Source organism: Nocardiopsis sp. NPDC006198, assembly GCF_040613895.1.
In the GTDB taxonomy this organism is placed as follows: Bacteria; Actinomycetota; Actinomycetes; order Streptosporangiales; family Streptosporangiaceae; genus Nocardiopsis; species Nocardiopsis tropica.
On the sequence record NZ_JBEXSY010000058.1, the window covers coordinates 16,596 to 43,261 of the forward strand.

Sequence of the window (26,666 nt, forward strand, 5' to 3'; positions counted from 1 at the left end):
GGCGAATCCGTGCCCACTCTGGCCGACGTGGCCGCGCTCGCCGCGGTGTCGAAGGCGACCGCGTCCCGCGCGCTGAGCCGTGAGGAGCTGGTGGCCCCCGAGACCGCCGCCCGGGTCAGGGCCGCGGCGAAGCAGCTGGGGTTCGTCCCCAACCGCGCCGCACGCCAGCTCGCGCGGGGGCGCACCGGCATCGTCGCCCTGGTGGTGCCCACCCTGGACAACAGCTTCTTCACGCCCATCATCGGCGGCGCCCAGGCACGGGCGGGGGAGGCCGACCTCCAGCTCACCGTGGCGGTGCACCCCCTGGACTCCCCGGACGCGCCGGGGGCCTTCACCCGCCTGGCCAGCCAGGTCGACGGCTTCGTCGTCGTGGCCCCGCGCGGACCGGACGACGTGGTCCGCGCCGCGGGGGAGCTCAAGCCCACCGTGCTGGTCGACCGCGAGATCGAGGGGATGACCTCGGCCGTGGCCGACACCGCGACCGCGTTCGGCTTCCTGGTGTCGCGCCTGGTGGACGACGGCCACGAACGGATCGTCTACGTCGGCGGGCCGGCGGGCTCCTGGCAGGACCGCCAGCGGACGGCCGCCGTCACCTCCGCCGCCTCCGGCCGCGCCGAACTGACCGTCCTGGGACCCCACCCCTCCACCTTCGCCGCGGGGGTGGCGGTCGCGCCCTCCGTGCGGGACTCCGGCGCGACCGCGGTGGTGCCCTACGCGACCGCCATCGGGCTGGGCCTGATGTTCGCGCTGGCCGCCGAGCCCGCCGGACGCCCCGTCACGGTCAGCTCGGAGCGCATGGTCGTGGAGTCCCTGGCGATGCGCGGCGTACCGGCCATCGACGTCGACGGCGCCGAACTCGGCCGTGAGGCCGCGGACCTGCTGCTCGCCCGGATCGCCGCCGACCCACGGCACCCCCTCCCGGCCGAGCGCCGGCGCCTGCCCGTGCCGGTGCGCTGGCCCGACACCGCGGAGCCCGTGGACGCGTGACCCGGGACGGCTTCCCCGTCCCGGGCGCAGAGCGCCGCCGGGTCCGCCACCGCGGCGGCGGTGGCGGACCCGGCGGCGCCCGGACGGAGGACGGCCCCGCCCCCGGGCGCCCCGTCCCCGGTCAGACGTCCGGGTGGACGCCGCGCGGGGTGAACACCACCTCGCGCGCCCGGCTCGGGGTGACCGCGCCGCGCAGGGCGGGGTCGGTGAGCAGGACGACCGGCGCGACGCGGTTCGGCGAGACCGGGTACCACTCGGCCAGCGCCTCCTCGATGACGGCCCAGGCCTCGTCGCCGGCGCCCCGTGCCACCAGGGCGCGGGCCCGGTCCAGGGCGCGCTCGAAGGCGGGCGGCTCCGGGGCCCGGCGGGAGGCGAGCAGGGCGTCCCGCTCCTCGTCGGTCGACGGCAGCTCGAAGCCCGTCGCCCCGCCGCCCAGCGCGCGGACCGCGAAGGCCGTGCTCCCGTGGGCGTCCAGTCCGGCGCTGTACAGGTAGAGCGGAAGGGCCTCGGACTCGATCTGCCCGACACCGACCTCGGCCACCACGTGGGGCCGGTGCAGGAGTCCGCGCAGCTCGTGGTGGATCCCGTTGACGTCGAGGAAGGCCGAGAGCACCGCCCTGAGGTAGGCGGCGGCGCCCGACCCCTTCTCCTCGGCCTTGCGGAAGGTCTCCATCGCGTCGGTCACCCGGCCGCGCAGCGCCGCAGCGCGCCCCCGGGCCAGGAGGTCCTCGGCGCCCTCCGGGCGCACCGGCCGGCCCTCCGACCCGCTCAGCTCCTCGAACGAGGCGCGCTCGGCGACGACCAGGTCCGCGAAGGAGCGGTGGCGCTCGCCCAGCCCGGGGTACCAGCTCGCCCACACGTAGGCCGCCCACTCGCCGTCGGGGGAGACGTCCCCCGCGTCGAGCAGCCAGGTCTGCGCGTCGCTGGCGCCGGAGACCACGAGGAACGGGCCGACCAGTCCGTCCTCCTTCAGCTCCTCCTCGTCGAGCATCGCCTCGTCGTGGAAGTCGTCCGCCCAGCCGGCCTCGTCGGCGGGGAGGAGGGCGTACATGAACATGCCCATCCTGGTCCAGCCGTCGGAGGCCCCGAGGAACGACCTGTAGCTGGGCGGCAGCGGGGTCCCGAGCCTTTCCTCCAGGGCCGCGATCCGCTCCTCGGAGGCGCCCTCGTAGCCCAGCCAGGACGCGGCGCGCTGTTCGCCGGTCGTCTCCACGAGCTCGCCCGGCTCCAGGACCCGCAGCATGTCGGCGCTGTACTCGGCGAGGAAGGACCGCCAGCTCCCGACGGTGTTCGGGGCGCCCTCCACGAGCTCGGCGGCGATGCCCGCGTACGGCGCCGGTGCCTCCCCCGCCGCGTAGCGGTGGCCGGTGAACGCCTCGTACGAGCGCCTGCCGGAGAAGAACCGGACCCGGCACAGCTGGGTCTCGCCCCCGCCGGAGTTGCGGGTGATCTCCAGCCTCAGGAACCGGTAGGACTCCTCGGAGGCCTCGCCGGTCACGTGGAAGTCGCGGGCGTGGTGCCGCTGCGGGAAGGTCTCGTCGGCGCGCGCGTCGAGGTCCACCCACGTCCGGCCGTCCTGTGAGCCCTGGAGCACCCAGTCCCTGGGGTCGCGGTCGGCGAAGTCGTTGGCCGACTCCAGCGCGTAGTGCCGGACCCGGACGGGCTCCTCCATGGTGAACTCCAGGAAGTCGGCGTCCCGCCAGGAGAGCCACTTGGCGGCCGTCGCGTCGAGCACGTTGAGGGCGACCTCGCCCGCCCTCGCGTGCTCGTTCCCCGCCCGCACCTCGCGCACCCGGTCGGTGATCTCGACCATCGAGGCGGACTCGTCCAGGTCCACGGAGCGCAGGAGGACCGAGCCGCCGCCGCCCTCGCGGTCGGCCCAGCCGAACCGCGAGACCGGCGCCCCGCCGTCCTCGACGAGCAGGCGCAGCTCCTCGTCCGCCCGGCCGCCCGCGACCAGGAAGCGGTGGGGGCCGGCCGAGGTCCGCTGCACCAGACGGCCCCGCCACTCGTAGGAGGTGCCGTCCGCGGCGACCCGCAGGCCGACGAAGGCGGTCATCCCGGGGTCGAACCCGATCACCGCCTCGGCGCCGTCGACGTCCCGCCAGTCGAGTCGGGCGAGCGGCACGGCCGGACCGGCCTCGAACCCGACGACCAGTCCGTGGTCGGAGGTCCACCGCCCCGTCCCGCTCCTCTGCCGTTCGGTGAGGAAGACGAGGGCGGGCATGTGCTCCGGCATGAGGGCTCCAAGTGAGGGGAGGAGGGGAGGGGTGCTGTCCGGCTGCGCGGACGACCGCGCCCCGGGGACGGGGGAAGGCTACGCGCGCGGGCCGACAGTCGGAGCCGCGCGGAGCACACGGCGGCTCCGGGGTTCCCGGCCGCTCCGGCGGGCGCCGCGCCCCCGTCGCTGCGGTGTGCGCCGCGACGGCGGGGCTTGACCATGCCGTAGGGGCATGGTTTCCCATGGGTACCGTCGGCGCGTCCGCGCCGAGGGGCGGGAACTTCGAGGAGGGACGGGCATGGCCTGGAGCACCCGGCAATTGGCGGAGCTCGCCGGCACGAGCGTGCGGGCGGTGCGGCACTACCACGAGGTGGGCCTGCTGGAGGAGCCGGAACGGCGCTCCAACGGCTACAAGAGCTACGGGGTGGCGCACCTGATCCGGGTCCTGAGGATCAAGCGCCTGGCGGAGCTGGGGTTCTCCCTGGCCCAGATCGCCGACATGGGCGAGGCCGACTCCTACCCGGACGAGGCGCTGCGGAGCCTGGACGCCGAACTGGAGTCCACGATCGAGCGGCTCCAGCGGGTGCGCCTGGAGCTCGCCCTGGTCCTGCGCAGGTCGGCGCCCACCGAGCTCCCGCCCGAGATGGCCCTCGCCACCGCCGACGTGGACATGAGCGACGCCGACCGCGCGTTCGTCGTCGTCATGACGCGGCTGATGGACCCCTCCGCGATGGGCTCCTACAGCGAGGCGCTCAAGGACTGCAGGGTCGTCGATGAGGAGGCCGAATTCGACGACCTGCCCGAGGACGCCGACGAGGAGACGCGCCGCGAGCTGGCGGAGCGGCTCGCCGGTCCCGTCCGCGGGCTCCTCGCCGACCACCCCGTGCTGGGGGACCTGAACCTGATCGCGCCGAAGCGCCCCCGGTACGCCGCGGAGACGAGCGTCACCGCCCTCAAGGACCTCTACAACCCCGCCCAGATCGACGTCATGGTCCGCCTGGGAAAGCTGTTGAAGAACCCTCCGGGGTCCGCGCGGGACGACCGGGCGTGACCGCGCACGCGTCCGGCGCCGCGCCGGGGTGTCCGGCGCCGGACGCGGGACCGCCGCCGGGAGTGCCGACCGCGGCCGGGTCGACACGTCGCCGCGGCCGTGTGTCGACCCGGGGACCTGTCGACCCGGAGCTTTGTCGACCCGGGGACTTGTCGACCCGGCGCCGCGCTCAGGCGCGGCCGGAGGAGCCGCCGGAGCACCCCGGGTACGCCCGCCCCTTCGACCCGGGGCGCATCGGCGCAGGTGAACGGAGGCCGTGCCGTCCGGAGGCCGCCCCTGTCCCCCGTGCGAGCGACAAGCAGGTGTCCACCGTGTGGTGACGACGCCGACCCGCCGCGTCCGTAGCGTTCTCCCCAGTCGCCGCGTTCCGTCGGGCCGCGCGGTCCGTGCCGCGGTGAACGGCGCCGACGCCCCTGGCGACGTCCGCTCCCTCAACCCGTTCCTCTGGAGGACCCCATGCCCCGCACCGTCCGGGCGACCGCCCTGACCGCACTGTGCTGCACCGTCGCCGTCACGGCGCTCACCGGATGCGGGCCGCTCTCCGACGTGCGGTCCGGCCTGGACGAGGTCCGGACCGACCTGGAGACCGCCGCCGAGGACGTGATGACCGACGGAGAGCTGTTCACGGGAACCAAGACGCTCGAGGTCGGGGGCGGCTCCGTGAACGTGTCCTGTTCCGGCCTCCCTGCGGACGACCGGCCGGTCGTCGTCCTGATGGCCGGGATGGGCGACGGGCTGGACACCATGGCCGACCTCCAGGAGACCCTGAGCGACGGGGACCGGGTCTGCTCCTACGACCGGTTCGGCGAGGGCGCGAGCGACCAGCCGGACGGCCCCCAGAGCATCGCCGACGTCGGCGAGACCCTGACCGCCGTCCTCGACGACATCGCCGGCGACGGCCCGGTCGTCCTGGTCGGCCACTCGCTGGGCGGGCTGATCGCCGCCCGCTACGCCCCCGACCACCAGGACAGGGTCGCGGGACTGGTCCTGCTGGACGCCACGTCCCCGACGATGCTCGACGACATCACCGGCGTGATCCCCGAGACGGCCACCGGGCCGGGCGCCGAGGTGCGCGCCCAGAACCTCGCCGTGTTCGAGGGTGAGAACCCGGAGCAGATCGTCATCGAGAGCGACCCGGAGGTGCGCTCCGCCGGGGACATCCCGACGGAGATCATCCAGCACGGGGTGCAGTACCTCGGGGAGATCCCCGAGTACGGCGCCGACCTGGAGCGCGTGTGGGCCGAGGGCCAGGAGAAGTGGAGCGGGGTCTCCGGCCTCAGCGAGCTCAGCACCGCCGAGGAGAGCGGGCACTACATCCACGTCGACCAGCCCGGGATCGCCGTCGAGGCCGTCCGGCGCGTCACGGACCAGGCCGCCGCCTGACGCCGGGCGTCCGCACCCGCGGCGGGGTCCCCGGCCGCGGCCGGGTCGGCGTGTCGATCCGGGCACCTGTCGACACGGCCGCTTGTCGACACGGCGACATGACGACCCGTCGATGCGGATCCCCCGCCACAGCCGGTTCAGGCCGACCACGGACCTGCGCACCGACGTCCACGACGACAGCACGGTGGAAGCGCTCGAGCGGCTCGGAGAAAGCATCGGCGGAGGATGGGACCGGCCCGGATACAGGCTCTACGAGCAGCTGATGCCGTACTTTCCAGCAGTACGCAAAAGGCCCCCCGGGTGACCGGGGGGCCTTTTCGTGGGTGGGCGTACCAGGACTTGAACCTGGGGCCTCATCCTTATCAGGGATGCGCTCTAACCGACTGAGCTATACGCCCTCGTTCCGAGGAAACTCTACCGCACCCACCGCACCCGGGCGAACCGGATAGTCGAGGCGCGAACGAAGGGGGACACGGGTCGCGCGCCCCTCTTCACTTCCCATTTTACCCCTGGCCGAGAGTGCTCCGTACGCGCTTCGGCCCGGCCCTCCGGGGGAGGACCGGGCCGGCGCCAAGGGCCTACTCGGCCTCGGACAGCGTCACGTCCACGCCGCCGACCAGGTCGGCGACCAGGTTGTAGACCATCGCGCCCACGGTGGACAGCGCCGTGATCAGCACGATGTTCAGCGCGCCGACCACACCGGTGTAGCCGAGCACGCGTCCCGGCGAGAACCACGCGGCCGGGTTCAGGCCGAGCTCGCCGTCACCGCCGTCGCCCTCCAGGAGGGCGTCGATCATGCTGGTCAGCTCCTCGAAGACGCCCAGCATCGACAGCGTCGCGTAGATGACGGCGATCGCCACGAACAGGACGATGAAGCAGACCAGGGAGACGACGAAGCTGAACTTCATCACCGACCAGGGCTCCACACGGGAGACCGTCAGGTGCGCCTTCCGGCTGGACAAGGTGGCCTTCACGGCGTTCGGGCCCTCGGGCACCGAGGCCTTCGTTTCGGTCACTGGCGTTCCCCCCGCCTCAGCGCGGTCCTCCGTCACGGACTCCTCCTCCGCCGGGTCGGCCGGCGCGGACACGGGGACGACGGGCTCCTCGGCCGCGGCCGGGGCCTTCGCGGGCTCCGGCTCGGCCTCGGGCCCGGCGGGGGCCTTCGCGTCGTCTCCGGACTCCTCGACGCCCTCGCTCGCGGGCGTCCCGGCGGTCCCGGTGACCTCCGCCCCGACAGTGTCCCTCTCGGCCGTCTCCATGTCCTCGACCCCGGCGGTTCCTGCCGTGTCCGAGTCGGATTCGTTCGTGGTGGTGTTCCGCTGGTTGTCAGACATAGAAACGTTACCGCTGGACTTTCGTTGAGAACGGGTGATTGAGGCGCTCGGACCCCGTGGGGTTCGCGAAGCGAACCCCACGGTCCTTATCGGGCTTAACGCGCAGTCTAGGCCTCAGGGTTGCGATCCCCGTCGACCGCGTTTCCGTCCGTGTCGGCGGTGGCCTCGGCAGCCTCCGCCACCTCGGCGGCGACGGCGTCGGCCTCGGCCTCTTCCGCGGCCTCGGCGTTGCGCGCCACCGCCACGATCTTGTTGCCCTTGTCGAGGTTCATCAGACGGACGCCCATGGTGGTGCGGCCCGACTGCTTGACCTCGGCGGCCCCGGTGCGGATGACGCCGCCCCCGGACGTGATCGCGAAGATCTCGTCCACCTCGGGGTCGACCATCATGGCGCCGACCAGCTTGCCCCGTGCCTCGACGACCTTGGCCGTCAGGACGCCCTTGCCGCCCCGGTTCTGCACCGGGTACTGCTCGGAGGGGGTGCGCTTGGCGTAGCCGTTCTCGGTGGCGACCAGGACGTCGGTGGAACCGTCGTCCGGGCGGATGACGTCCATGCTGAGCAGGTAGTCGCCCTCCAGGAACCGCATGCCGATCACACCGCTGGTGGCCCGGCCCATCGGCCGCAGCGACTCGTCGGAGGCCGGGAAGCGGATCGCCTGGGCGTCACTGGAGATGAGCAGCAGGTCGTCGTCGGGGAAGACCAGGCGGGCGGCGATCAGCTCGTCCTCGTCGCGGAGGTTGATCGCGATGATGCCCGCCGCGCGCGCCGAGTCGAAGTCCTCCAGGCGGGACTTCTTGACCAGGCCCTCACGGGTGGCGAGCACCAGGTAGGGCGCGGCCTCGTAGTCGCGCAGCGCCATGATCTGCGCGATCTCCTCGCCCGGCTGGAACGGCAGCAGGTTCGCCACGTGCTGGCCGCGCGCGTCGCGCGCCGCCTCCGGCAGCTCGTACGCCTTCGTCCGGTACACCCGGCCCTGGTTCGTGAAGCACAGGATCCAGTGGTGGGTGGTGGTGACGAAGAAGTGCTGGACGATGTCGTCCTGCTTGAGCTGGGCGCCGCGCACGCCCTTGCCCCCGCGCTTCTGCGCCCGGTAGTTGTCGATGCGGGTGCGCTTGGCGTATCCACCGCGGGAGATCGTGACGACCACGTCCTCCTCCGCGATGAAGTCCTCCATGCGCATGTCGCCCTCGAACGGGATGATGTGCGTGCGCCGCTCGTCGCCGTACTTCTCGACGATCTCCCTGAGCTCCTCGCGGATGATGCTCCGCTGGCGGACGTCCGAGGCGAGGATGTCGTTGTAGTCGGCGATCTGGGACATCAGCTCGTCGTACTCGGCGGTCAGGGCGTTGCGCTCCAGCGCGGCGAGCTTGCGCAGCTGCATGTCGAGGATCGCGCGGGCCTGGATGTCGTCGATCTCCAGGAGGTTCATCAGGCCGGTGCGCGCCTCGTCGGCGGAGGCGCTGGCCCGGATGAGGTTGATGACCTCGTCGATGCGGTCCATGGCGCGCAGCAGCGCGCGCAGGATGTGGGCCCGCTCCTCGGCCTTGCGCAGCAGGTACTTGGTGCGCCGGACGATGACCTCGACCTGGTGCTTGACCCAGTGGCGGATCATCTGGTCCAGGCGCAGGGTCCGCGGCACGCCGTCGACCAGCGCGAGCATGTTCGCGCCGAAGGTCTCCTGGAGCTGCGTGTGCTTGTAGAGGTTGTTGAGGACCACCTTGGCGACGGCGTCGCGCTTGAGCACGATGACCAGCCGCTGGCCGGTCCGGCCGCTGCTCTCGTCCCGGACATCGGCGATGCCGGTGATCTTGCCGTCCTTGACGAGGTCGGCGATCTTCAGGGCGAGGTTGTCCGGGTTGACCTGGTAGGGCAGCTCGGTGATGACCAGGGTCTGGCGTCCCCGGCGGTCCTCCTCGACCTCGACCACGGCGCGCATGGTGATGGAGCCGCGACCGGTGCGGTACGCCTCCTCGATGCCGCGCTTGCCGACGATGAGGCCGCGGGTCGGGAAGTCGGGGCCCTTGACGCGCTGGATCAGCGCGTCGAGCAGCTCCTCGTCCCCGCTCTCCGGGTTGTCGAGGTACCAGTTGACCCCGTCGGCGATCTCGCGCAGGTTGTGCGGCGGGATGTTGGTCGCCATACCGACCGCGATACCCGAGGAGCCGTTGACCAGCAGGTTCGGGAACCGGGCCGGGAGGACGACGGGCTCGGAGGAGCGGCCGTCGTAGTTGGGCCGGAAGTCGACGGTCTCCTTGTCGATGTCCCGGAGCATCTCCATGGCCAGCGGGGCGAGCTTGCACTCGGTGTACCGCATGGCGGCGGCCGGGTCGTTGCCCGGGGAGCCGAAGTTGCCGTTGGGGTCGACCAGCGGCATCCGCATGGACCACCACTGGGCGAGGCGCACAAGGGTGTCGTAGATGGCGCTGTCGCCGTGCGGGTGGTAGTTGCCCATCACGTCGCCGACGACGCGGGCGCACTTGAAGTAGCCGCGGTCGGGGCGGTAGCCGCCGTCGTACATCGCGTAGAGCACGCGCTGGTGGACGGGCTTGAGGCCGTCGCGGACGTCGGGGAGGGCACGGCCGACGATGACCGACATCGCGTAGTCGAGGTAGCTGCGCTGCATCTCGACCTGGATGTCGACGGGCTCGATCCGGTCCGTCGTGCGCGGGAGCGCCTCCACCGTGGAGTCCGCTCCCTCAGGGGCGTCCGGGTTGTTCGCATCCGTCACGGATGTCGATCCCTTCTACGAAGCTTGTGTTGAGCGTGGTTCACTGCCCGGGACCTCGCCCCGGGCCCGGTCCCTCTAGATGTCCAGGAAGCGGACGTCCTTGGCGTTGCGCTGGATGAAGGCGCGCCGGGACTCGACGTCCTCGCCCATGAGCACGCTGAACATCTCGTCGGCCTGGGCCGCGTCCTCCAGGCTGACCTGGAGCAGCACCCGGCGGTCGGGGTCCATCGTGGTGTCCCACAGCTCGTTGGCGTTCATCTCGCCCAGGCCCTTGAACCGCTGCACCATGTCGCGCGGGCGCGGGTCGCGCTTCCCCTCGGCGATCCCGGCCTCGATGACCCGGTCCCGCTCGGCGTCGGAGAAGGCGTAGCTCGCGTCGCTGCCCTTCTGGTCCCACTTGATCTTGTACAGGGGCGGCGCGGCCAGGTAGACGTTGCCGGCCTCGACCAGGGGCTTCATGAAGCGGAACAGCAGGGTCAGCAGCAGTGTGCGGATGTGCTGTCCGTCGACGTCGGCGTCGGCCATCAGGATGACCTTGTGGTACCGCAGCTTCTCGGCGTCGAACTCCTCGTGGATGCCGGTGCCCAGGGCGGTGATGATCGCCTGGACCTCGTTGTTCTTGAGGATGCGGTCGATCCGCGACTTCTCGACGTTCAGGATCTTGCCGCGGATGGGCAGGATGGCCTGGTTGTGCGGGTTGCGCCCGCCCTTGGCGGAGCCGCCGGCCGAGTCGCCCTCGACGATGTAGACCTCGCACTCCTCCGGGTTGGTGGACTGGCAGTCCGACAGCTTTCCGGGGAGGGAGGTGGTCTCCAGCAGGGTCTTGCGACGGGTGAGGTCGCGCGCCTGCCGGGCGGCGACACGGGCCCGGGCGGCCTGGCTGGCCTTGGACACGACGTCCTTGGCCTCGCCGGGGTTGCGCTCGAACCAGTCGCGCAGGTGCTCGTTGGTGACCTTCTGCACGAAGGACTTGGCCTCGGTGTTGCCGAGCTTGGTCTTGGTCTGGCCCTCGAACTGCGGGTCGGCGAGCTTGACCGAGATGATCGCGGTCAGACCCTCGCGGATGTCGTCGCCGGTGAGGTTGTCGTCCTTCTCCCGCAGCAGCTTCTGGTCGCGGGCGTACCGGTTGACCAGTGTGGTGAGCGCGGAGCGGAAGCCCTCCTCGTGGGTGCCGCCCTCGGCCGTGTTGATCGTGTTGGCGAAGGTGTGCACCGACGAGGTGTACGACTGGTTCCACTGCATGGCGACCTCGACCGCGATGCCGTCGCCCTCTTCCTCGAAGGAGATGATCGACGCGTGCGCCGGCTCCTTCTTGGCGTTGATGTGGCGGACGTAGTCCGAGAGGCCGTCCTCGTAGTGGAAGGTGTTGACGGTCGGGCCGCCGTCGGTGTGCTCGGGCCGCTCGTCGCGGATGGTGATGGACAGCCCCTTGTTGAGGAAGGCCATCTCCTGCATCCGGCGGGCGAGGGTCTCGAACGTGAACGTCGTCGTCTCGAAGATGGAGCCGTCCGGCCAGAACGTGATCTGGGTGCCGGTCTCGTCGGTCGTCTCGCCCTTGACGAGCTCGCCCGTGGGCGCGGTCATCTCGTAGTGCTGGCGCCACACGTGGCCGTGCACGCGGATCTCCACGTCCAGTGCCGTGGACAGCGCGTTGACGACGGAGACGCCGACGCCGTGCAGACCGCCGGAGACGGCGTAGGACTTGCCGTCGAACTTGCCGCCCGCGTGGAGCGTGGTCAGCACGACCTCGACAGCGGGGCGCTTCTCCACGGGGTGGAGGCCGACCGGGATGCCGCGCCCGTTGTCGGCCACCCGCACCCCGCCGTCGGCCAACAGGGTGACCTCGATGGCGTCGGCGTGCCCGGCCAGCGCCTCGTCGACCGAGTTGTCGACCACCTCGTAGACAAGGTGGTGCAGGCCCCGCTCTCCGGTGGAACCGATGTACATTCCGGGGCGCTTGCGAACTGCCTCAAGCCCCTCGAGAACCGTGATTGAACCTGCGTCGTAGGCCAAGTGGGAACACCCTCCTGCTGGGGACGCCTGCCGGCCGTGGCCGGGCGGACGACGGTTGGCCCTCGGCACGGTGATCGAAGGGCCGAGATGCCGCGACACCTGGGGGATCACCGTTCGCCGCACGGGCCGTCCGCCCACCCTCTCCTGGGGGCGTGGTACCGGCTACAGGCGTCTGAAGAACCGTCTCCATGATACCCCGCGCGGTACGACAAAGTGGCATTGGCGGCCCTGTGCCGCATCACAACGAACGTTCAGGGAGGGAGCCGACTCCCTACACGCGGGAGGGGTCTCCCGCAAGTCCCGGCGCGCTTCAGTGGCGTTGGGCCGGACGTCGGGGACGTGCCGCCCGCCCCGGATCGCGCACCCCGCACCACGTACCCCCGGTAGCACACCACCCCCGGGAGGACCGCGTTCACCTGCGGCTATCCACAGCCTGTGGACGGTCCGGGCCTCCCCCTCCGCGGGGCGGGAGGCCCGGAAGGCCGTTCAGCGGCGCCGGAAACCGGGGCCCCGGACCTTGATCGCGACGACCGTCCCGTCGCCCAGCTCCTCGTTGAGGCGGCGCATCAGATCGCGCACCATCGCTCGTGCGTGGGCTGCCATCGTCGGCGAATCGGCCACCACGACCAGTTCGCCCTCCGAATAACTTTCGGGGCGCAGATGCTCGGCATTGAATTCGCCCACGATGTCCGACCAGCGGCCGAAGACGCCCCCGATCGCCACCTGTTCCTGCCACCCGTGCTCGATGAGCCAGGTCCGCACGGCCTCGCCGAACAACTGCGGCTCGTTGCGTGACCGCATCCGGCCACGCCTCCGCGAGCGCTGGGATCCGCGGGGGACGGCGCCGCGGTCGCGCGCCTCGGCCCTGGCCCTCGCGAGAGCCTGGCGCGCGAGGTCGGCCCCGGACGCCACGGGCTCGGCGGGCGACGCGGGGACGGGCGGGGAGGACGGAGCCGGGTCGGGGGGTCGGAGTGCTCCATCCACAGCCTGTGGACGGAGCGCGCCCCCGCCGAGGACCGATGCCCCCGCCCCCGGGCCGGGGCCCGGGGATCCGCCCGGCGTGTCCACAGGCTGTGGACGGTGGTCACTCACCCTCGACGGCCCCCTCGCGCACTCCGAACCGCGCCCCGTCCAGCTCCTCGGGGATGTCCTCGGCGACGGCGGCGGTCACCAGGACCTGCTCGGCGTCGCGCACGCGCTCGGCCAGCCTGCGGCGCCGCTCGCTGTCGAGCTCCGCGAACACGTCGTCCAGGATCAGCACCGGGTCGTCCCCGTCCGCTCTCAGCAGCTCGAACGCGGCGAGCTTGAGGGAGAGGGCGTACGACCAGGACTCGCCCTGGCTCGCGTACCCCTTGGCCGGCATGTCGCCGAGCTGGAGGTGGAGGTCGTCGCGGTGCGGCCCCACCAGGCTGATCCCGCGCTGGAGCTCCTTGTCGCGCGCCTCCGCCATGGCCGCGCGAAGGGCGTCCGCGAGCCGGGGGCGGTCCTCGGGAAGCCCGGCGCCCTCCGGCGCCGCGGAGCTCCGGTAACGGGGGACCGCCGGCCCGCCCGAGTCGGTCAGCCCGGCGTAGGCCGCACCGATCCTCGGTCTCAGCTCCTCCACCAGTGCCAGCCGCGCCGCCAGCAGCTCCGCCCCCGCCTCGGCCAGGTGGTCGTCCCAGACCTCCAACGTGCTCAGGTCGGGCGCCGCGCGCTGCTTGAACATGCGGCTGGAGGCCGACTTGAGCAGCGCGTTGCGCTGCTTGAGCACCCGGTCGTAGTCGGAGCGCACCCCCGCCATGCGGGGCGTGCGGGCCACCAGGAGGTCGTCCAGGAAACGGCGCCGCTCACCGGGGTCGCCCTTGACCAGGGCCAGGTCCTCCGGCGCGAACAGCACCGTGCGCAGGATCCCCAGGACGTCGCGCGGCCGGCCGGCCGCGGCCTGGTTGATCCTGGCGCGGTTGGCCCGGCCGGGGTTGAGCTCCAGGTCCACCACCATGGACCGGTCGTCACGGACGACCTTGGCCCGGACGATGGCGCGGGGCGCGCCCATGCGGACCAGAGGGGTGTCGGAGGAGACCCGGTGGCTCCCCAGGGTGGCCACGTAGCCGATCGCCTCGACGAGGTTGGTCTTGCCCTGGCCGTTGGACCCGACGAACACGCTCACGCCCGGAGCCAGCTCCAGCAGCGCGGACTCGTAGGAGCGGAAGTCGGCCAGTTGCAGGTGGGATACGTACATCCGGCCTTCCTCCTGGGGCTGGAGCGCGGACTTCGGGCGGAGAAGGGTGCGGTGGTCCCGGGGACGGGCACGAAGGCGCGTCCCCGGGGAGGAGCGGTGCGGGAGCCCCGTACCCGGGCGGGCGGCGTACGGCACGGACCGTGCCGGGGCGCGGGCGCCCCGGGCCCGGGGGAGAGGGACGACGGCCTAGGGCTCGTCGTGGTCGTCGGCGGCGCCGGCCTTGGTGACGGCGTGGCCGCCGAACTGGTTGCGCAGCGCGGCGACGACCTTCATCGCGGGGCTGTCGTCCTGGCGGGAGGCGAACCGGGCGAAGAGCGCCGCGGTGATCGCCGGGGCCGGGACGGCGAGGTCCACGGCGGCCTGGACCGTCCAGCGGCCCTCGCCGGAGTCCTGGGCGTAGCCGCGCAGCTCCGCCAGGTCCGGGTCCTGCTCCAGGGCCCGGGAGAGCAGGTCGAGCAGCCACGAGCGCACGACCGTGCCCTCGCGCCAGCTCTCGAACGTGCCGGGCACGTCGTCCACGACGTCGGAGGCGGCCATGAGCTCGTAGCCCTCGGCGAAGGCCTGCATCATGCCGTACTCGATGCCGTTGTGGACCATCTTCACGAAGTGGCCGGCGCCGACGCCGCCGGCGTGCACGAAGCCGCCGCCCTCGTCGGGGGTGAGGGAGTCGAAGACCGGGCGCGCCCGCTCGATGTCGGACGCCGCGCCGCCGACCATGATGCCGTAGCCGTTCTGACGGCCCCAGACCCCTCCGCTGACACCGGCGTCGACGTAGCCGACGCCCCTGGCCGACAGGGCCTCGGCGCGGGTGCGGTCGTCGACGTAGTGGGTGTTGCCGCCCTCGATGACGAGGTCGCCCGCCTCCAGGAGGTCGCCGAGTTCGGCGACGGTGGCGGAGGTGGGCTCCCCCGCGGGGACCATCACCCAGACGGTCCGCGGAGCGGCCAGTCGGCCGACCAGCTCGGCCAGGGTGTCGACGTCGCGCTCCTGCGAGGCGACGTCGTAGCCGATGACCTCATGGCCCTTCTCCCGGAGCCTGGCGGCCATGTTGCCGCCCATCTTGCCGAGACCGATCATGCCGATCTGCATCGTTGTACTCCCCTTCGCCACCTGCGGATGGAAGCCGACCGGCCCGGGGCGGAAGCCGCGGGCCGGGTCCGGCGGACGCCAGTCAATCGAACCTGTCCGGATCAGCCGGGCTGGCGCACCGGCATGATCAGGTAGCGGTACTCGGGGGCCGAGCCCTCCTCCGCCGGCTTCCCGGTGAGGATCGACGGCTTGGTCGAGGTGGTGAAGTTCATGCGGGCGACGTCGGTGCCGATGGCGCCGAGCCCGTCCAGCAGGAAACCGGAGTTGAAGGCGATCTGGATGTCGTCGCCGTCCAGATCGGCCTCCAGGACCTCGACCGCCTGGGCCTCCTCGCCGGTACCGGCCTCCAGGACCAGCTGGCCCTGGGTGAAGGAGAGTCGCAGCGGGGTGTTGCGCTCGGCGACGAGCGAGACGCGCTTGACCGCCTCGACGAACTCGGCGCGCCCCACCTCGGCGACCGAGTTGAACGTGTCCGGCAGGAGTGCCCGGTACTTGGGGAACTCGCCGTCGAGCAGGCGCGTGGTGGTGCGGCGGCCGCCGCCCTCGAAGCCGATCATGCCCTCGCCGGAGTCGCTGCTGGCGAGCGCGATGGAGATCTCGGCGCCGGAGGTCAGCGACTTGGCGGTGTCGTGGAGCGTTTTGGCGGGGACCAGCGCGACCGCGGAGAGGTCGGGGTTCTCGGGCTTCCAGGTCAGCTCGCGCACGGCCAGGCGGTAGCGGTCGGTGGAGGCGAGCGTGATCGTCTCGCCCTCGATCTCGACGCGGACGCCGGTGAGCATCGGCAGGGTGTCGTCGCGCCCGGCGGCCACGGCCACCTGGCTGACGGCGGCGGCGAAGGCGTCGCTGCCGATGGTCCCGCTCACACCGGGCATCTCCGGGAGCGTGGGGTAGTCCTCGACCGGCATGGTGTTCAGCGTGAACTTCGCGCTGCCGCCGGTGACGACGACCTTGGAGCCGTCGGTGGCGACCTGCACAGCCTGGGGAGGGAGGTTGCGGGTGATCTCGGCGAGGAGCTTGCCGGTCACCAGGACCTGGCCGGGCTCCTCGACCTCGACGTCGACCGCCGCCTGGGTGGACACCTCGTAGTCGAAGCCGGACAGGCGCAGCTGCTGCCGGCCCTCGAACTCGCCGGCCTCCAGCAGGATGCCGACCAGGACCGGCACCGAGGGGCGCGTCGGCAGTGTGCGCGCGGTCCAGGCGACTGCCTCGGCCAGGACGTCGCGTTCGACCCGGAACTTCACTTTCCGACTCACTTTCCGCACGACCGGCAGTACCGGTCGAAGCCTCAACGTTGCAGCTCGTGGGGTGTCTGTGGGTCTGCCGGAGTACTCCGTCGACAGGGCTGTGGACAGCGCCTGGGAGCCGGCTCGGATCCCGTAGGGGCCACCGCTCGGATGTGGGCGGCGGAGGACAGGGGCGAGACCACACGTTACCCGGATTCCTCCCCTGCCGCTGACAGCTCGGCACCGGTCTGTCGTCGCTGTCGTCTCGGGGCTTTGTCCACAGATTTTCCGCGAAGCTGTTGTGAAGCCACTCTTGGGTTAATGAAGGTGCGCCGTAGTAGTAGGGCCTGTGGATAGTGTGGATAACCATCATTGTCGCAGGTCAGACTGCGAATTTTTGTCCACAGGTCCTGTGTGTAACCCTGTGCGTAAGTCGGGCCCCTTGTGGACAACCGAGGGCCCCCTCAGGTTGTCCACACCGCGTCCACAGGTTCGTCCACAGGTTTTCCCCAGCTTGTCCACAGTGGGGCGGGGTGTGGACGGGAAGGGCCCGGCTTCGGCGTCCACAGAGAAGGGGTGGGTTACCCACAGCTTCGACGCGGTTGTCCACAGCTTGTCCACAGGGTTGTCCACAGATTTCGGCCCTCTCCTGTGGATAACTTCCGCGAGAATCCGCCAAAGTTTTTTTCCGACACCCTCCACAGACCACCCGAACGCGGACAAAGAGTCTGTGCACAGGTTTTTCCACAGGGCCTGTCCCCGCCATGCGCCGTGAACAGGGGCGGAGCGCCGCCGGACGTCCGCGGGCGCCGGTGTGGGGAGGGCAACAGCGGGGGCGCCGGCCCCGGAACCAGGCGAAACGGAGAGTGTCGCGGACGGACCGCGGCGGCCCCGCGCAGGGGCCGTGAACCCCGACAAGGCGGGGCGTTCGTCCCCACAGGCCTGTGGATAACTCCGGGGGAGGCGGCGGGCGGGGCGTCCGCGGACGACAAGTCGCCATGTCGCCCCGTCGACGGGACGACATGTCCGCAGGAGCCGGGGCGCGGTCCCGTCCGGTCCGTGCGGGAGTGTGAGGGGGAGCCGTCCGCCCCCCCGGGCGCCCGCCGGGGCCGGACGGGGCCGTCCGGGAGCGGGGCAGGGCGCGGTCCCGTGCGGACAGGGGCGGGAACCGTGGAGGGGCCCGCCGACCGGCGGGCCCCTCCACGGTCGGAAGCGGGGTCAGGGCAGCGAGGGCTGGTCCTTGATGCGGCTGGTGAGCTCGTGCACCTGGTTGTAGATCGACCTGCGCTCGGCCATCAGCGCGCGGACCTTGCGGTCGGCGTGCATGACCGTGGTGTGGTCGCGCCCGAACTGCTGACCGATCTTGGGCAGCGACAGATCGGTCAGCTCCCGGCACAGGTACATGGCGATCTGCCTGGCGGTCACCAGGACCCGGGAACGCGACGTCCCGCACAGGTCCTCGACCGTCAGGCCGAAGTACGCGGCCGTCTGGGACATGATCGCCCCGGCCGTGACCTCCGGGACCTCCGTGCTGGGGACCAGGTCGCGCAGCACCTGGCTGGTGAGGTCGAGGTCGACCGACTGCCGGTTGAGGCTCGCGAAGGCGGTCACGCGGATCAGCGCGCCCTCCAGTTCGCGGATGTTGGTGGAGATCTTGCTGGCGATGAACTCCAGGACCTCCGGCGGGGCCGCCAGCCCCTCCTGCGCGGCCTTCTTGCGCAGGATCGCGATCCTCGTCTCCAGCTCGGGCGGCTGGACGTCGGTGAGCAGGCCCCACTCGAACCGGCTGCGCATGCGGTCCTCCAGCGTGGTCAGCTGCTTGGGCGGCCGGTCGCTGGAGATGACGATCTGCTTGTCGGAGTTGTGCAGCGTGTTGAAGGTGTGGAAGAACTCCTCCTGCGTCTGCTCCTTGTTCTCCAGGAACTGGATGTCGTCCACCAGGAGGACGTCGATGTCCCGGTAGCGACGGCGGAACCCGTCCGCCTTGCCGTCCCGGATCGAGTTGATGAACTCGTTGGTGAACTCCTCGGAGCTGACGTAGCGCACACGCGAACCCTCGTAGAGGCGGTGCGTGTAGTGCCCGATGGCGTGCAGCAGGTGCGTCTTGCCCAGGCCGGAGCCGCCGTGGATGAACAGCGGGTTGTACGCCTTGGCGGGCGCCTCGGCCGCCGCGACCGACGCCGCGTGCGCGAAGCGGTTGCTGGAGCCTATGACGAAGGTGTCGAACGTGTACTTGGGGTTCAGTCGCGCGTGCTCGCCGGGGGGCACCTCCGGCGAGCGCCCCGGCGGCGGGGCGGGGGAGGGCGCGGAGGGCCTCGGCGACGCCCGGACGGGCTCGGGCGGGGGCTCGGGGGCGGGGTCCCGGTCCCGGTTCCGGGAGGCCTCGTCCGGCTCCTCCTCGGGCCGTCGGTCCCCGGCCGCGAACTGCTCGGAGCCGGTGGCCGGGCCCCGCGGGGTCTCCCAGCGGTTGGGCTGGTCCCAGCCGGGCCCGCTCCAGCTCTGCTGCTGCCACGACTCCGGTTCCCGTCGGCCCTCCCGGGCGGAGGGCTGCTCCCACAGGGGGGAGGTCGGGGTCTCCTGCGGTGTGGCGAACGTCTGCTGGACCCAGGGCGCCGGGACGTCGCGGGCCGCGTACGCCGACGGGTCCTGGCCGTCCTGGCCGGGGCCCGCGTGCGGGTCCGCCCGGCCGGGTGACCGCTCTGCCGGGGGGACGGGACCGCCGTCCGCGGCGTAGGCGTCCGGGGAAGGGGTGGGACCGAGCAGGTCGGCGTGTCCGGCCTCCCCCGACGGGCCGGAGGTCCACTGCCGTCGGGCCGTCGGCGGCGCGTGGTGGGCGCCCGCTCCCGCGGCGGCGTCCTCCCTGGTGTGTCCGGACGGGGCGCCCCCGCCTCCCGGGAGCCTGTCCTCCTGCGACGGGGCCGGGCGCGCGTGCTGGCCCCTGGCGCCGGCCCGCGACTGCGGGGCCTGGCCGTGGGGGGTGGCGGGGGCCGTCGGCGAGGACGGCCCGGCCGAGGCGACGCCGGGCGTGCCGGGGGAGAAGGTGTGCCCGCGGTCGGCCTCCGCGCCCCGCGTGGCCGAGGGGCCGTAGGAGGCCGACGGCGCGGGGGTGGGGGGCGGGGTCGGCACGGCGGTCGGGTCGACCGTCACCGCGACCCGGATCTCCCGTCCCAGGTGGGCGGAGAGCGCCTTGCTGATGGCGGGGTAGAGGCGCGTCTCCAGCACCTTCTTGGTGAACTCGTTGGGCGCCGCGATCAGCGCGGTGTCCTCGATCAGGCCCAGTGGCCGGGTCTGCGGCAGCCATGCCCTCTGGTGCGCTGGCAGGGAGTCGTTGTCGATCCCGTCCAACACGCTGGACCAGACCATTGCGAGGTTGACCTGTGCGTCAGCCAAGGTGACCTGCCATGGGTGCTGTCCCTTCGGTGCGGATCAGTGCGTTGCGGGTGGAGCAGGAGGGGACGGGGGACGGGGAGCCCGCGGAGTGTCGTCGGTCATGCGCCGCGGGAGCCGGAGGCCTCGGGGAGCGGCTTCCCATTGTCCTCCCCCCGGGGCAGTGCCGGGGCAGGGGAACGCGGCCGGGTGGGCGTTTCGGTGCGGTTTGATCCTGTGGATAACCTCACTGCCCGAGATCGGCCTCGCATGCGGGCGCGGCGGGGTATCCACAGATCCAGGGCGTTGTCCACAAGTTGTCCACAGGTTTATCCACAGGATGGCAGATCTCTGTGCACAGTGCGGAGTTGTCCACAATTCGCAGGTCAGTGCGTGTGTAGGCGGGATGGTCCATGGGCCGGGGGTGGGGCGGGGCGGTGGCGTCAGAAGTTATCCACAGGCTGAGGTTATCCACAGAAGTGGGCGGACGTGGAAGTCGCACGGACCTGTGGACAACAAGTTGTCCACAGGCTGGTGGGTCCCGGTGCCGGAGGGGCCCGGGGCCCGGGCGGCCCCGGAGGCCGGGCCGGCGCCGCCGCGGACGGGTCTGATTTGACCGCGACCACACCAGGTCGTATCTTCTTTATGCTTATGCCGACCATCCTGCCTGCGCACGTGTCGTCACGGTTGCGCGGCTGCGGTTCATGCACCCTGGGACCCCGCATATCCTGGGGGTCCGTCGTAGTACTTTCCTGACACGCCCCTGGAGCCAGTAGTGAGCAAGCGTACGTACCAGCCGAACAACCGGCGTCGCGCGAAGGTCCACGGCTTCCGGCTGCGCATGCGTACGCGCGCCGGTCGCGCCATCATCGCCTCGCGGCGCCGCAAGGGGCGCGCGGCGCTGACCGTGAGCCACTAGGCCACGCTCAGCCCCAAGTTCTCAGGGACCGGTCCGGCCTTCTCGCCGGCCGGTCCCTTTTTCGTGGGGAGAAGTCCCGACACCGGAGGAGCGCGGATGCTGTCGCCGAGGAACCGGATGCGCCACAGTGCCGAGTTCGCCTCCGTCATGCGCTCCGGCAGGCGCTCGTCGCGCGACGCCGTGGGCGTCGTCTACCTCGCACCCACGCCCGGAACCGCCGACCCGGCGGTTCCCGCGGACCCGCCGCGCGTCGGCTTCGTCGTCAGCAAGGCGGTCGGGGGAGCGGTGGTGCGCAAGCGCGTCCAGCGCCGGCTGCGCCATGCCATGCGGCCCCTCTTGGCTGTTCTGCCAAACGGTAGCCTGCTGGTAGTGCGTGCCAAGCCCGCCGCCGCCTCCCTGCGGCAGGAGGACCTGGCCGCGCAACTCGACAGCGCGATCGCCGCGGTGGTGCGCCCCCGCGGATCGTCGTCGCGTCGCCGGCGCGGTCGCGGGGGAACCCGGCCGCCCGAGGCGGATCAGGCGAAGAGCGAAACAGCGGGGAACCGCCGCCCGGACGAGGGCGGAGAACGGTGGGCGAGCCGATGACCGAGCACAGACCGACGGCGTTCGCGCGTGTGCTGATCCTGCCCATCCGGGGCTACCAACGCTTCATCAGCCCGCTCTTCCCCCCGGTCTGCCGTTTCTACCCTTCGTGCAGCACGTACGCCGTCCAGGCGCTGCGGGTGCACGGAGCCCTCTACGGGTCGTGGTTGGCGATCAGGCGTATCGGCCGTTGCCACCCCTTCAACCCGGGGGGTCTTGATCCGGTTCCGCCGCCCAGGGGGCGCCGGAACGAGGAGTCCGAGGAGTCTACGGGCGAGGCCGGTCACGCCGGAACCGCTTCCGGGGACCAGTAGCTGAACCGAAGCAAATAGGAGTTGGCCGGTGCTGGACTGGCTTTACAACATCGTCGGCTGGATCTTGGTCCAGATCCACGCGGGTCTGACCTTCGTCGGCCTCGACACAGACAGCGGTTGGGCCTGGGGCCTGTCCATCGTGCTGCTCACCGTGCTCATGCGGCTCCTGCTCGTCCCGCTGTTCGTCAAGCAGATGAACACGCAGCGGAAGATGCAGGACATCCAGCCGAAGATCATGAAGCTGCGGGAGCGCTACAAGCACGACCAGCAGCGGCTCCAGCAGGAGTCCATGAAGCTGTACCAGGAGAGCGGCACCAACCCGATCATGGGTTGCCTCCCGCTCCTCCTGCAGATGCCGGTCTTCTTCGCGCTCTTCAGCGTCCTGCGGAGCGTCGCCGAGGGCAACGCCCAGTACAACTTCACGCCGGAGCTGGTGGAGAGCGCGCGCCAGGCGCTGATCTTCGCGGCCCCGGTCGCCGCGCAGTTCAACAGCTCCCCCGAGGAGCTGACGGCGCTCGGCGCCACCGACCCGATCATGGCCAAGGTCATCATCGCGATCGCCTGTGTGGTCATGGGGACCACGACCTTCCTCACGATGCGTCAGAGCATGAAGCGCAGCATCTCGCAGATGCCTGACAACCCCATGATGCAGACCCAGAAGATCATGATGTACATGGCGCCCCTCTTCGGGCTCTTCGGTCTGGCGATGCCCGTGGGCGTGCTCGTCTACTGGGTCACCTCCAACGTCTGGACGATGGTCCAGCAGCACTTCCTCTACCGGAACCAGCCCGTTCCCGGTCAGGCCGACGACAAGGCCAAGGGCGGCGCCTCCCCGAGCGGTTCCGCCAAGGGCATGCTGGGTCGAAAGAAGGCTGCCGAATCCGCTCCTGAGCCGAAGGAACAGCCTAAGATCGAACGCAAGCAGCCGAAGAAGCAGCCGCGCTCCAAGCGCTCCGGTGGCGGTTCCCAGTAGGGGCCTCCCGGCTTCGCGTCGGTTGCGGGGACTTTCGAGTGCGCAGGCGACAATGCCCCTGAGGCGTACGACGGCCAGGGCGTGATGGATGAGGAGACGGGATCGCTGTGGGCAGTAGCGAGGAAGAGAACGGTGGAGTAGCGGTGGCTGAGGCGCCTGAGGCCGGAGTCGACGTCGAGGCCCTGGAGAACGAGGGCGACATCGCCGCGGACTACATCGAGGGACTCCTCGACATCGGGGACTTCGACGGCGACATCGACATGGACGTCGAGGGCGACCGTGCGATGGTCTCCGTCGTGGGGGCCACCCTCGACGAGCTGATCGGTGAGGACGGCGAGGTGCTGGAGGCCCTCCAGGAGCTGACCCGTCTGGCCGTCCACCGGGCGACGGGCGAGCGCAGCCGGCTGATGCTGGACATCGGCGGCTACCGCGAGGGCCGCCGCAAGGTGCTCTTCCAGATCGGGACCGAGGCCGCCGACAAGGTCAAGGAGTCCGGCGAGATCCACCCGCTGGAGCCGATGACCCCGTTCGAGCGCAAGGTCGTCCACGACGCGGTGGCCGCCGCGGGCCTGCGCAGCGAGTCGGAGGGCGAGGAGCCCAACCGCTACGTCGTGGTGCATCCCGCCTCGTAGGACGATCATCCCCAGGGGGTGTCGGTGTTTCACGTGAAACACCGACACCCCTTCTCTGTGTCCGCCTCCTGTGCCCGCCTCCCGTGTGCGGCGGGCGGACGCCCCGGGAGAGGCCGCTCCGGGACGGAGCGCCTGCCGTGAGAGGTCTCCGGCCGCCTTGTGCGGCACCGGGCCGCCGGGGCTGCCGGGAGGACCCCGGTCGGGCGAGCGGGTATGTCGACACATCGACGGACCGGGGTCGGCATGTCGCCGTGTCGATGTTTCACGTGAAACGCTGCGGGACAGAGAGCGGGGTGGGGGAGCGTTTCACGTGAAACACTCCCCAGGGAGGCTTTCGGAGAGTGAGGGCACACTGCGGACACGCCCTCGGGAAGGGCGTCACGTGAAACCCTGGTGCCGCCCGCACGTAGGATCATGAAGGATCTTTTCTCACGCGCGCGGAACCGTGATCCGCAGCGCGCATCCCCCTCTCCGACCGATGCCGCGCCGCGCGCGGAGTCCCGGGTGCGGCGGACCGAGCATGGAAGTGACGATGGACGAGTTCCGACAGGTGGTGACCGATGACCTCGGATGTTGAGGAGCCCGGCGCCGCGCCACCCGCCCCACCAGCACAGGCGGAGGCGGTCTTCGGTGACTCCCTGCCGAAGGCGCGGCGCTACGCCGAACTACTCGCCGACGACGGGGTGCGTCGCGGTCTGATCGGCCCGCGGGAGGTGCCCCGCCTCTGGGAACGCCACCTCATCAACTGCGCCGTCGTGGAGGAGCTGATCCCCGAGGGCGCCGAGGTCGTGGACATCGGCTCGGGCGCCGGCCTTCCGGGGCTGGTACTCGGAATGATGCGCCCCGACATCCGCATGGTCCTCCTGGAGCCGCTGCTGCGCCGGACGGTCTTCCTCGACGAGGCGGTCGAGATCCTGGAGCTGTCCAACGTGGTGGTGCGCCGGGGGCGGGCGGAAGAGGCCCACGGGCAGCTGCTGACCGACTTCGTGACGGCCCGTGCCGTCGCGCCCCTGCCCCGGCTCGCCGGCTGGGCCCTGCCGCTCCTGCGCAAGGGCGGCAGCCTGCTGGCCCTGAAGGGGGAGCAGGCGGAGGCCGAGCTGGCCGCCGGCCGCGAAGACGTTTCCCAAATGCGGCCGAGCGTTAGCGATGTGATCAGGGTGGGGCGGGGTAAAGTCGATCCCGCTACCACGGTCGTTCGCGTCACGGTGACATCCGACGGTGGTCCGCCCGCGTCAGCAGGTTCCCAGAAGGCGCGGGGCGGCAAGAAGAAGCGCGGACGGAAGAGGTGAACTCATTCGTGCCCCAGAATCCAGCCGACAACGCCGATGTTTCACGTGAAACATCCCCGGGCGCCTATGGAGACCTGCTCGGTGATTCACGTGAAACACCGGCCGGATCCAACTACGGCGTCCCCGACACCCCCCTCGCCCGAGCGGCCCACGCGGCCATGGCGGTTCGCGGGCACGACGAGGTCTGGCCCCGCCCGGCGGCCTGCCGGGTGATCGGCGTCGCCAACCAGAAGGGCGGCGTCGGCAAGACGACCACGACGGTGAACATCGCCGCGGCCCTGGCGATGCACGGGCAGCGGGTCCTCGTGGTCGACCTCGACCCCCAGGGCAACGCCTCCACGGCCCTCGGCATGGAGCGCGACACGCAGACCCGCTCCATCTACCACTGCCTGGTCGAGGACGAGGAGATCCGCAAACTGGCCCAGCCGGTCCCGGACATCCCGAACCTGTGGTGCGCCCCGGCCACCATCGACCTGGCGGGAGCGGAGATCGAACTGGTCTCCCTCGTCGCGCGCGAGGCCCGGCTCAAGCGTGCCTTCGCCGCGTACGACACGTCGGACCTGGACTACATCCTCATCGACTGCCCCCCGTCGCTCGGCCTCCTCACGGTCAACGCGATGGTGGCGTGCGACGAGGTGATGATCCCGATCCAGTGCGAGTACTACGCCCTGGAGGGTCTGGGGCAGCTGCTCCGCAACGTGGAGCTCGTCCAGTCCCACCTCAACCCGGGGCTGGCGGTCAGCACCATCCTGCTGACGATGTACGACGGCCGGACCCGTCTCTCGCAGCAGGTCGCCGACGAGGTGCGCTCGCACTTCAAGGAGACCGTCCTGGACACCCTGATCCCCAGGAGCGTGCGCGTGTCCGAGGCGCCGAGCTACGGCCAGTCGGTGATGACCTACGACCCGGCGTCGACCGGGGCGGTGGCCTACCTGGAGGCGGCTCGCGAGATCGCCCACCGGGCGCGGGCGATCGCCGGCTGACGCCGGATGTTTCACGTGAAACACGGTCTCCGCCCGACCGGTGGGGCCGGGCGGAAAGTTCACAAGGAGTGTGGAGGGAGTTGCCGGTGAGCCAGCAGCGGCGCGGTCTGGGCAAGGGACTGGGGGCGCTGATCCCGCAGGGGCCGCCCGCCCCCGCCCCGGCGGAGAGAGAGCGGGAGACGGCACCGCCGCCCGCGCCGGAGCCGGTGGAGGTGCGTGACACGACAGCGGTGCCCGGCCCGGCCGAGATGCCGGACGGCACGTACCTGGAGGAGGTCAAGCTCTCCGACGTACGGCCCAACCCCCGTCAGCCCCGGAAGTACTTCGACGACGAGGCGCTGGAGGAGCTGCGGGAGTCGATCGTCGAGGTCGGCCTGCTCCAGCCGGTGGTCGTGCGCAAGCTGCCGGTCGGAGCGGAGGTCGGCTTCGAGCTCATCATGGGGGAACGGCGGTTCCGGGCGAGCAAGCTCGCGGGGCTGGAGCGCATCCCGGCGATCGTACGCAGGACGGACGACGACGAACTGCTCCGGGAGGCTCTCCTGGAGAACCTCCACCGGCAGCAGCTCAACCCCCTGGAGGAGGCGGCCGCGTACCAGCAGATGCTGGACGACTTCGGCACCACCCAGGCGGAGCTGGCCCACCAGGTCGGCAAGTCGCGCTCGCACATCACCAACACCCTGCGCCTGCTGAACCTCCCCGGCAAGGTGCAGACGCGTGTGGCCGCCGGGGTGCTCAGCGCCGGACACGCGCGGGCGCTGCTGGGGCTGGAGGACCCCGAGCTCCAGGACCGGCTCGCGGCCCGCGTCGTCCAGGAGGGGATCTCGGTCCGCTCCCTGGAGGAGATGGTCTCGCTCCGAGAGGCGCCGGACGACGACCGGCCCCGGAGGGCCGCGGAGCGGATCGCCACCCCGCCCCAGGTGGACGAGTGGGCCACGCGCCTCTCCGACCGCTTCGACACCACGGTCAAGGTCCAGATGGGCCGCAAGAAGGGCAAGATCGTGGTGGAGTTCGCGACACCGGAGGATCTGGCCCGCATCATCGAGCAGATGGACGCGCAGAACTCCTGAGCGTCCCCGGGATGGTGGTCGAAGGCGGTGTTTCACGTGAAACACCGCCTTCGCGCCGCCCGGACTCCGGGGGCGACGGTGCGTGTTTCACGTGAAACACGCACCGCGGGCGCGAAGCCGCCGGAGGTCGTCGTGGCGGCCCCGGGAGGGGTGCTCCCCCGGCCCGGGGACCAGGACGTGGGGGGGGGGCCCCCGGGGGGGGGGGGGGGGGGGCGCCCCCCCGGGGGGGGGGCCCCCCCCCGGAGCGGGAGAGGGCGAGGGCCGGCTCGACCACCCGCGGGGGCGGGGGGGCG

At 71.4% G+C, this 26,666-nt stretch carries 21 protein-coding genes and 1 tRNA gene; 12 read left to right on the forward strand and 10 right to left on the reverse strand.

Features of this window, described 5'->3' with window-relative positions:
• The first annotated feature begins 9 nt into the window (after positions 1 to 9).
• Positions 10 to 987 carry a LacI family DNA-binding transcriptional regulator gene (locus ABZ234_RS27335; RefSeq protein WP_267947365.1) on the forward strand — a complete coding sequence of 326 codons (978 nt, stop codon included), beginning with the start codon at positions 10 to 12 and terminating at the stop codon, positions 985 to 987.
• 121 nt (positions 988 to 1,108) lie between these two features.
• Here the strand turns inward: ABZ234_RS27335 and ABZ234_RS27340 are convergent, their stop codons facing one another.
• On the reverse strand, positions 1,109 to 3,226 hold the full coding sequence (locus ABZ234_RS27340) for an SMI1/KNR4 family protein (RefSeq protein WP_355013938.1): 2,118 nt from the start codon (positions 3,224 to 3,226) through the stop codon (positions 1,109 to 1,111).
• Positions 3,227 to 3,506: 280 nt separating this feature from the next.
• Between ABZ234_RS27340 and ABZ234_RS27345 the strand changes: the two genes are divergently transcribed.
• The 3 genes from ABZ234_RS27345 (at position 3,507) to ABZ234_RS27355 (ending at position 5,946) form a co-directional block, all read left to right on the forward strand.
• A complete protein-coding gene (locus ABZ234_RS27345) occupies positions 3,507 to 4,259 on the forward strand; it encodes a MerR family transcriptional regulator (RefSeq protein WP_355013939.1) in 753 nt (250 codons plus the stop codon).
• A gap of 456 nt (positions 4,260 to 4,715) precedes the next feature.
• Complete coding sequence (locus ABZ234_RS27350) at positions 4,716 to 5,642, forward strand: alpha/beta hydrolase (RefSeq protein WP_355013940.1); 927 nt, start codon at positions 4,716 to 4,718, stop codon at positions 5,640 to 5,642.
• Between the two features lie 82 nt (positions 5,643 to 5,724).
• Positions 5,725 to 5,946, forward strand: coding sequence for a hypothetical protein (locus ABZ234_RS27355; protein WP_355013941.1), 222 nt, complete (start codon positions 5,725 to 5,727; stop codon positions 5,944 to 5,946).
• A 20-nt stretch (positions 5,947 to 5,966) separates the two neighbouring features.
• On the opposite strand, the gene ABZ234_RS27360 is transcribed toward ABZ234_RS27355, so the two are convergent.
• The 9 genes from ABZ234_RS27360 to dnaA form a co-directional block, all read right to left on the reverse strand.
• Positions 5,967 to 6,040: transfer RNA gene (locus ABZ234_RS27360), tRNA-Ile, on the reverse strand.
• A gap of 180 nt (positions 6,041 to 6,220) precedes the next feature.
• Complete coding sequence (locus tag ABZ234_RS27365) at positions 6,221 to 6,976, reverse strand: DUF3566 domain-containing protein (protein ID WP_355013942.1); 756 nt, start codon at positions 6,974 to 6,976, stop codon at positions 6,221 to 6,223.
• Between the two features lie 107 nt (positions 6,977 to 7,083).
• The gene (gene gyrA / locus ABZ234_RS27370; RefSeq protein ID WP_355013943.1) at positions 7,084 to 9,705 is read right to left on the reverse strand and encodes a DNA gyrase subunit A; all 2,622 of its coding nucleotides are present in this window, start codon (positions 9,703 to 9,705) and stop codon (positions 7,084 to 7,086) included.
• A gap of 75 nt (positions 9,706 to 9,780) precedes the next feature.
• Positions 9,781 to 11,718 (reverse strand): DNA topoisomerase (ATP-hydrolyzing) subunit B, encoded by a 1,938-nt coding sequence (gene gyrB, locus ABZ234_RS27375; RefSeq protein ID WP_267947359.1) that lies wholly within the window; start codon positions 11,716 to 11,718, stop codon positions 9,781 to 9,783.
• 486 nt (positions 11,719 to 12,204) lie between these two features.
• Complete coding sequence (locus ABZ234_RS27380; RefSeq protein ID WP_267950582.1) at positions 12,205 to 12,630, reverse strand: DUF721 domain-containing protein; 426 nt, start codon at positions 12,628 to 12,630, stop codon at positions 12,205 to 12,207.
• 172 nt (positions 12,631 to 12,802) lie between these two features.
• Positions 12,803 to 13,936, reverse strand: a complete 1,134-nt coding sequence (gene recF / locus ABZ234_RS27385; RefSeq protein WP_355013944.1) for a DNA replication/repair protein RecF — start codon at positions 13,934 to 13,936, stop codon at positions 12,803 to 12,805.
• A gap of 186 nt (positions 13,937 to 14,122) precedes the next feature.
• On the reverse strand, positions 14,123 to 15,025 hold the full coding sequence (gene gnd / locus ABZ234_RS27390; RefSeq protein ID WP_267947357.1) for a phosphogluconate dehydrogenase (NAD(+)-dependent, decarboxylating): 903 nt from the start codon (positions 15,023 to 15,025) through the stop codon (positions 14,123 to 14,125).
• 101 nt (positions 15,026 to 15,126) lie between these two features.
• Entirely contained in the window at positions 15,127 to 16,266 is a 1,140-nt protein-coding gene (gene dnaN / locus ABZ234_RS27395; RefSeq protein ID WP_267947356.1) for a DNA polymerase III subunit beta, read from the reverse strand.
• A gap of 1,200 nt (positions 16,267 to 17,466) precedes the next feature.
• Positions 17,467 to 19,638 (reverse strand): chromosomal replication initiator protein DnaA, encoded by a 2,172-nt coding sequence (gene dnaA, locus ABZ234_RS27400; RefSeq protein WP_355013945.1) that lies wholly within the window; start codon positions 19,636 to 19,638, stop codon positions 17,467 to 17,469.
• Positions 19,639 to 20,389: 751 nt separating this feature from the next.
• On the opposite strand from dnaA, the gene rpmH reads away from it, so the two are divergent.
• From rpmH to ABZ234_RS27440, 8 genes are all read left to right on the forward strand, one after another.
• Positions 20,390 to 20,533 (forward strand): 50S ribosomal protein L34, encoded by a 144-nt coding sequence (rpmH, locus tag ABZ234_RS27405; protein WP_013155858.1) that lies wholly within the window; start codon positions 20,390 to 20,392, stop codon positions 20,531 to 20,533.
• A 96-nt stretch (positions 20,534 to 20,629) separates the two neighbouring features.
• The gene (gene rnpA, locus ABZ234_RS27410; RefSeq protein ID WP_355013946.1) at positions 20,630 to 21,118 is read left to right on the forward strand and encodes a ribonuclease P protein component; all 489 of its coding nucleotides are present in this window, start codon (positions 20,630 to 20,632) and stop codon (positions 21,116 to 21,118) included.
• Positions 21,115 to 21,429, forward strand: coding sequence for a membrane protein insertion efficiency factor YidD (gene yidD, locus ABZ234_RS27415; RefSeq protein WP_267947354.1), 315 nt, complete (start codon positions 21,115 to 21,117; stop codon positions 21,427 to 21,429). Before rnpA ends, yidD begins: the two co-directional genes overlap by 4 nt.
• A 28-nt stretch (positions 21,430 to 21,457) precedes the next feature.
• Positions 21,458 to 22,402, forward strand: coding sequence for a membrane protein insertase YidC (gene yidC, locus ABZ234_RS27420; RefSeq protein WP_267947353.1), 945 nt, complete (start codon positions 21,458 to 21,460; stop codon positions 22,400 to 22,402).
• 143 nt (positions 22,403 to 22,545) lie between these two features.
• Positions 22,546 to 23,034, forward strand: coding sequence for a R3H domain-containing nucleic acid-binding protein (locus ABZ234_RS27425; protein ID WP_267947352.1), 489 nt, complete (start codon positions 22,546 to 22,548; stop codon positions 23,032 to 23,034).
• 560 nt (positions 23,035 to 23,594) lie between these two features.
• Positions 23,595 to 24,323, forward strand: coding sequence for a 16S rRNA (guanine(527)-N(7))-methyltransferase RsmG (gene rsmG / locus ABZ234_RS27430; protein WP_267947351.1), 729 nt, complete (start codon positions 23,595 to 23,597; stop codon positions 24,321 to 24,323).
• 158 nt (positions 24,324 to 24,481) lie between these two features.
• A complete protein-coding gene (locus ABZ234_RS27435; protein WP_267947350.1) occupies positions 24,482 to 25,306 on the forward strand; it encodes an AAA family ATPase in 825 nt (274 codons plus the stop codon).
• An 86-nt stretch (positions 25,307 to 25,392) separates the two neighbouring features.
• Entirely contained in the window at positions 25,393 to 26,373 is a 981-nt protein-coding gene (locus tag ABZ234_RS27440) for a ParB/RepB/Spo0J family partition protein (RefSeq protein WP_267947349.1), read from the forward strand.
• Positions 26,374 to 26,666 lie beyond the last annotated feature (293 nt).

Bases quoted from the DNA above. Each gene is read 5' to 3' on its own strand.
- ABZ234_RS27340 (WP_355013938.1), bottom strand. From the start codon at position 3,226: ATGCCGGAGCACATGCCCGCCCTCGTCTTCCTCACCGAACGGCAGAGG.
- ABZ234_RS27345 (WP_355013939.1), top strand. From the start codon at position 3,507: ATGGCCTGGAGCACCCGGCAATTGGCGGAGCTCGCCGGCACGAGCGTG.
- ABZ234_RS27350 (WP_355013940.1), top strand. From the start codon at position 4,716: ATGCCCCGCACCGTCCGGGCGACCGCCCTGACCGCACTGTGCTGCACC.
- ABZ234_RS27365 (WP_355013942.1), bottom strand. From the start codon at position 6,976: ATGTCTGACAACCAGCGGAACACCACCACGAACGAATCCGACTCGGAC.
- recF (WP_355013944.1), bottom strand. From the start codon at position 13,936: ATGTACGTATCCCACCTGCAACTGGCCGACTTCCGCTCCTACGAGTCC.
- gnd (WP_267947357.1), bottom strand. From the start codon at position 15,025: ATGCAGATCGGCATGATCGGTCTCGGCAAGATGGGCGGCAACATGGCC.
- rnpA (WP_355013946.1), top strand. From the start codon at position 20,630: ATGCTGTCGCCGAGGAACCGGATGCGCCACAGTGCCGAGTTCGCCTCC.
- yidD (WP_267947354.1), top strand. From the start codon at position 21,115: ATGACCGAGCACAGACCGACGGCGTTCGCGCGTGTGCTGATCCTGCCC.
- rsmG (WP_267947351.1), top strand. From the start codon at position 23,595: ATGACCTCGGATGTTGAGGAGCCCGGCGCCGCGCCACCCGCCCCACCA.
- ABZ234_RS27435 (WP_267947350.1), top strand. From the start codon at position 24,482: ATGGCGGTTCGCGGGCACGACGAGGTCTGGCCCCGCCCGGCGGCCTGC.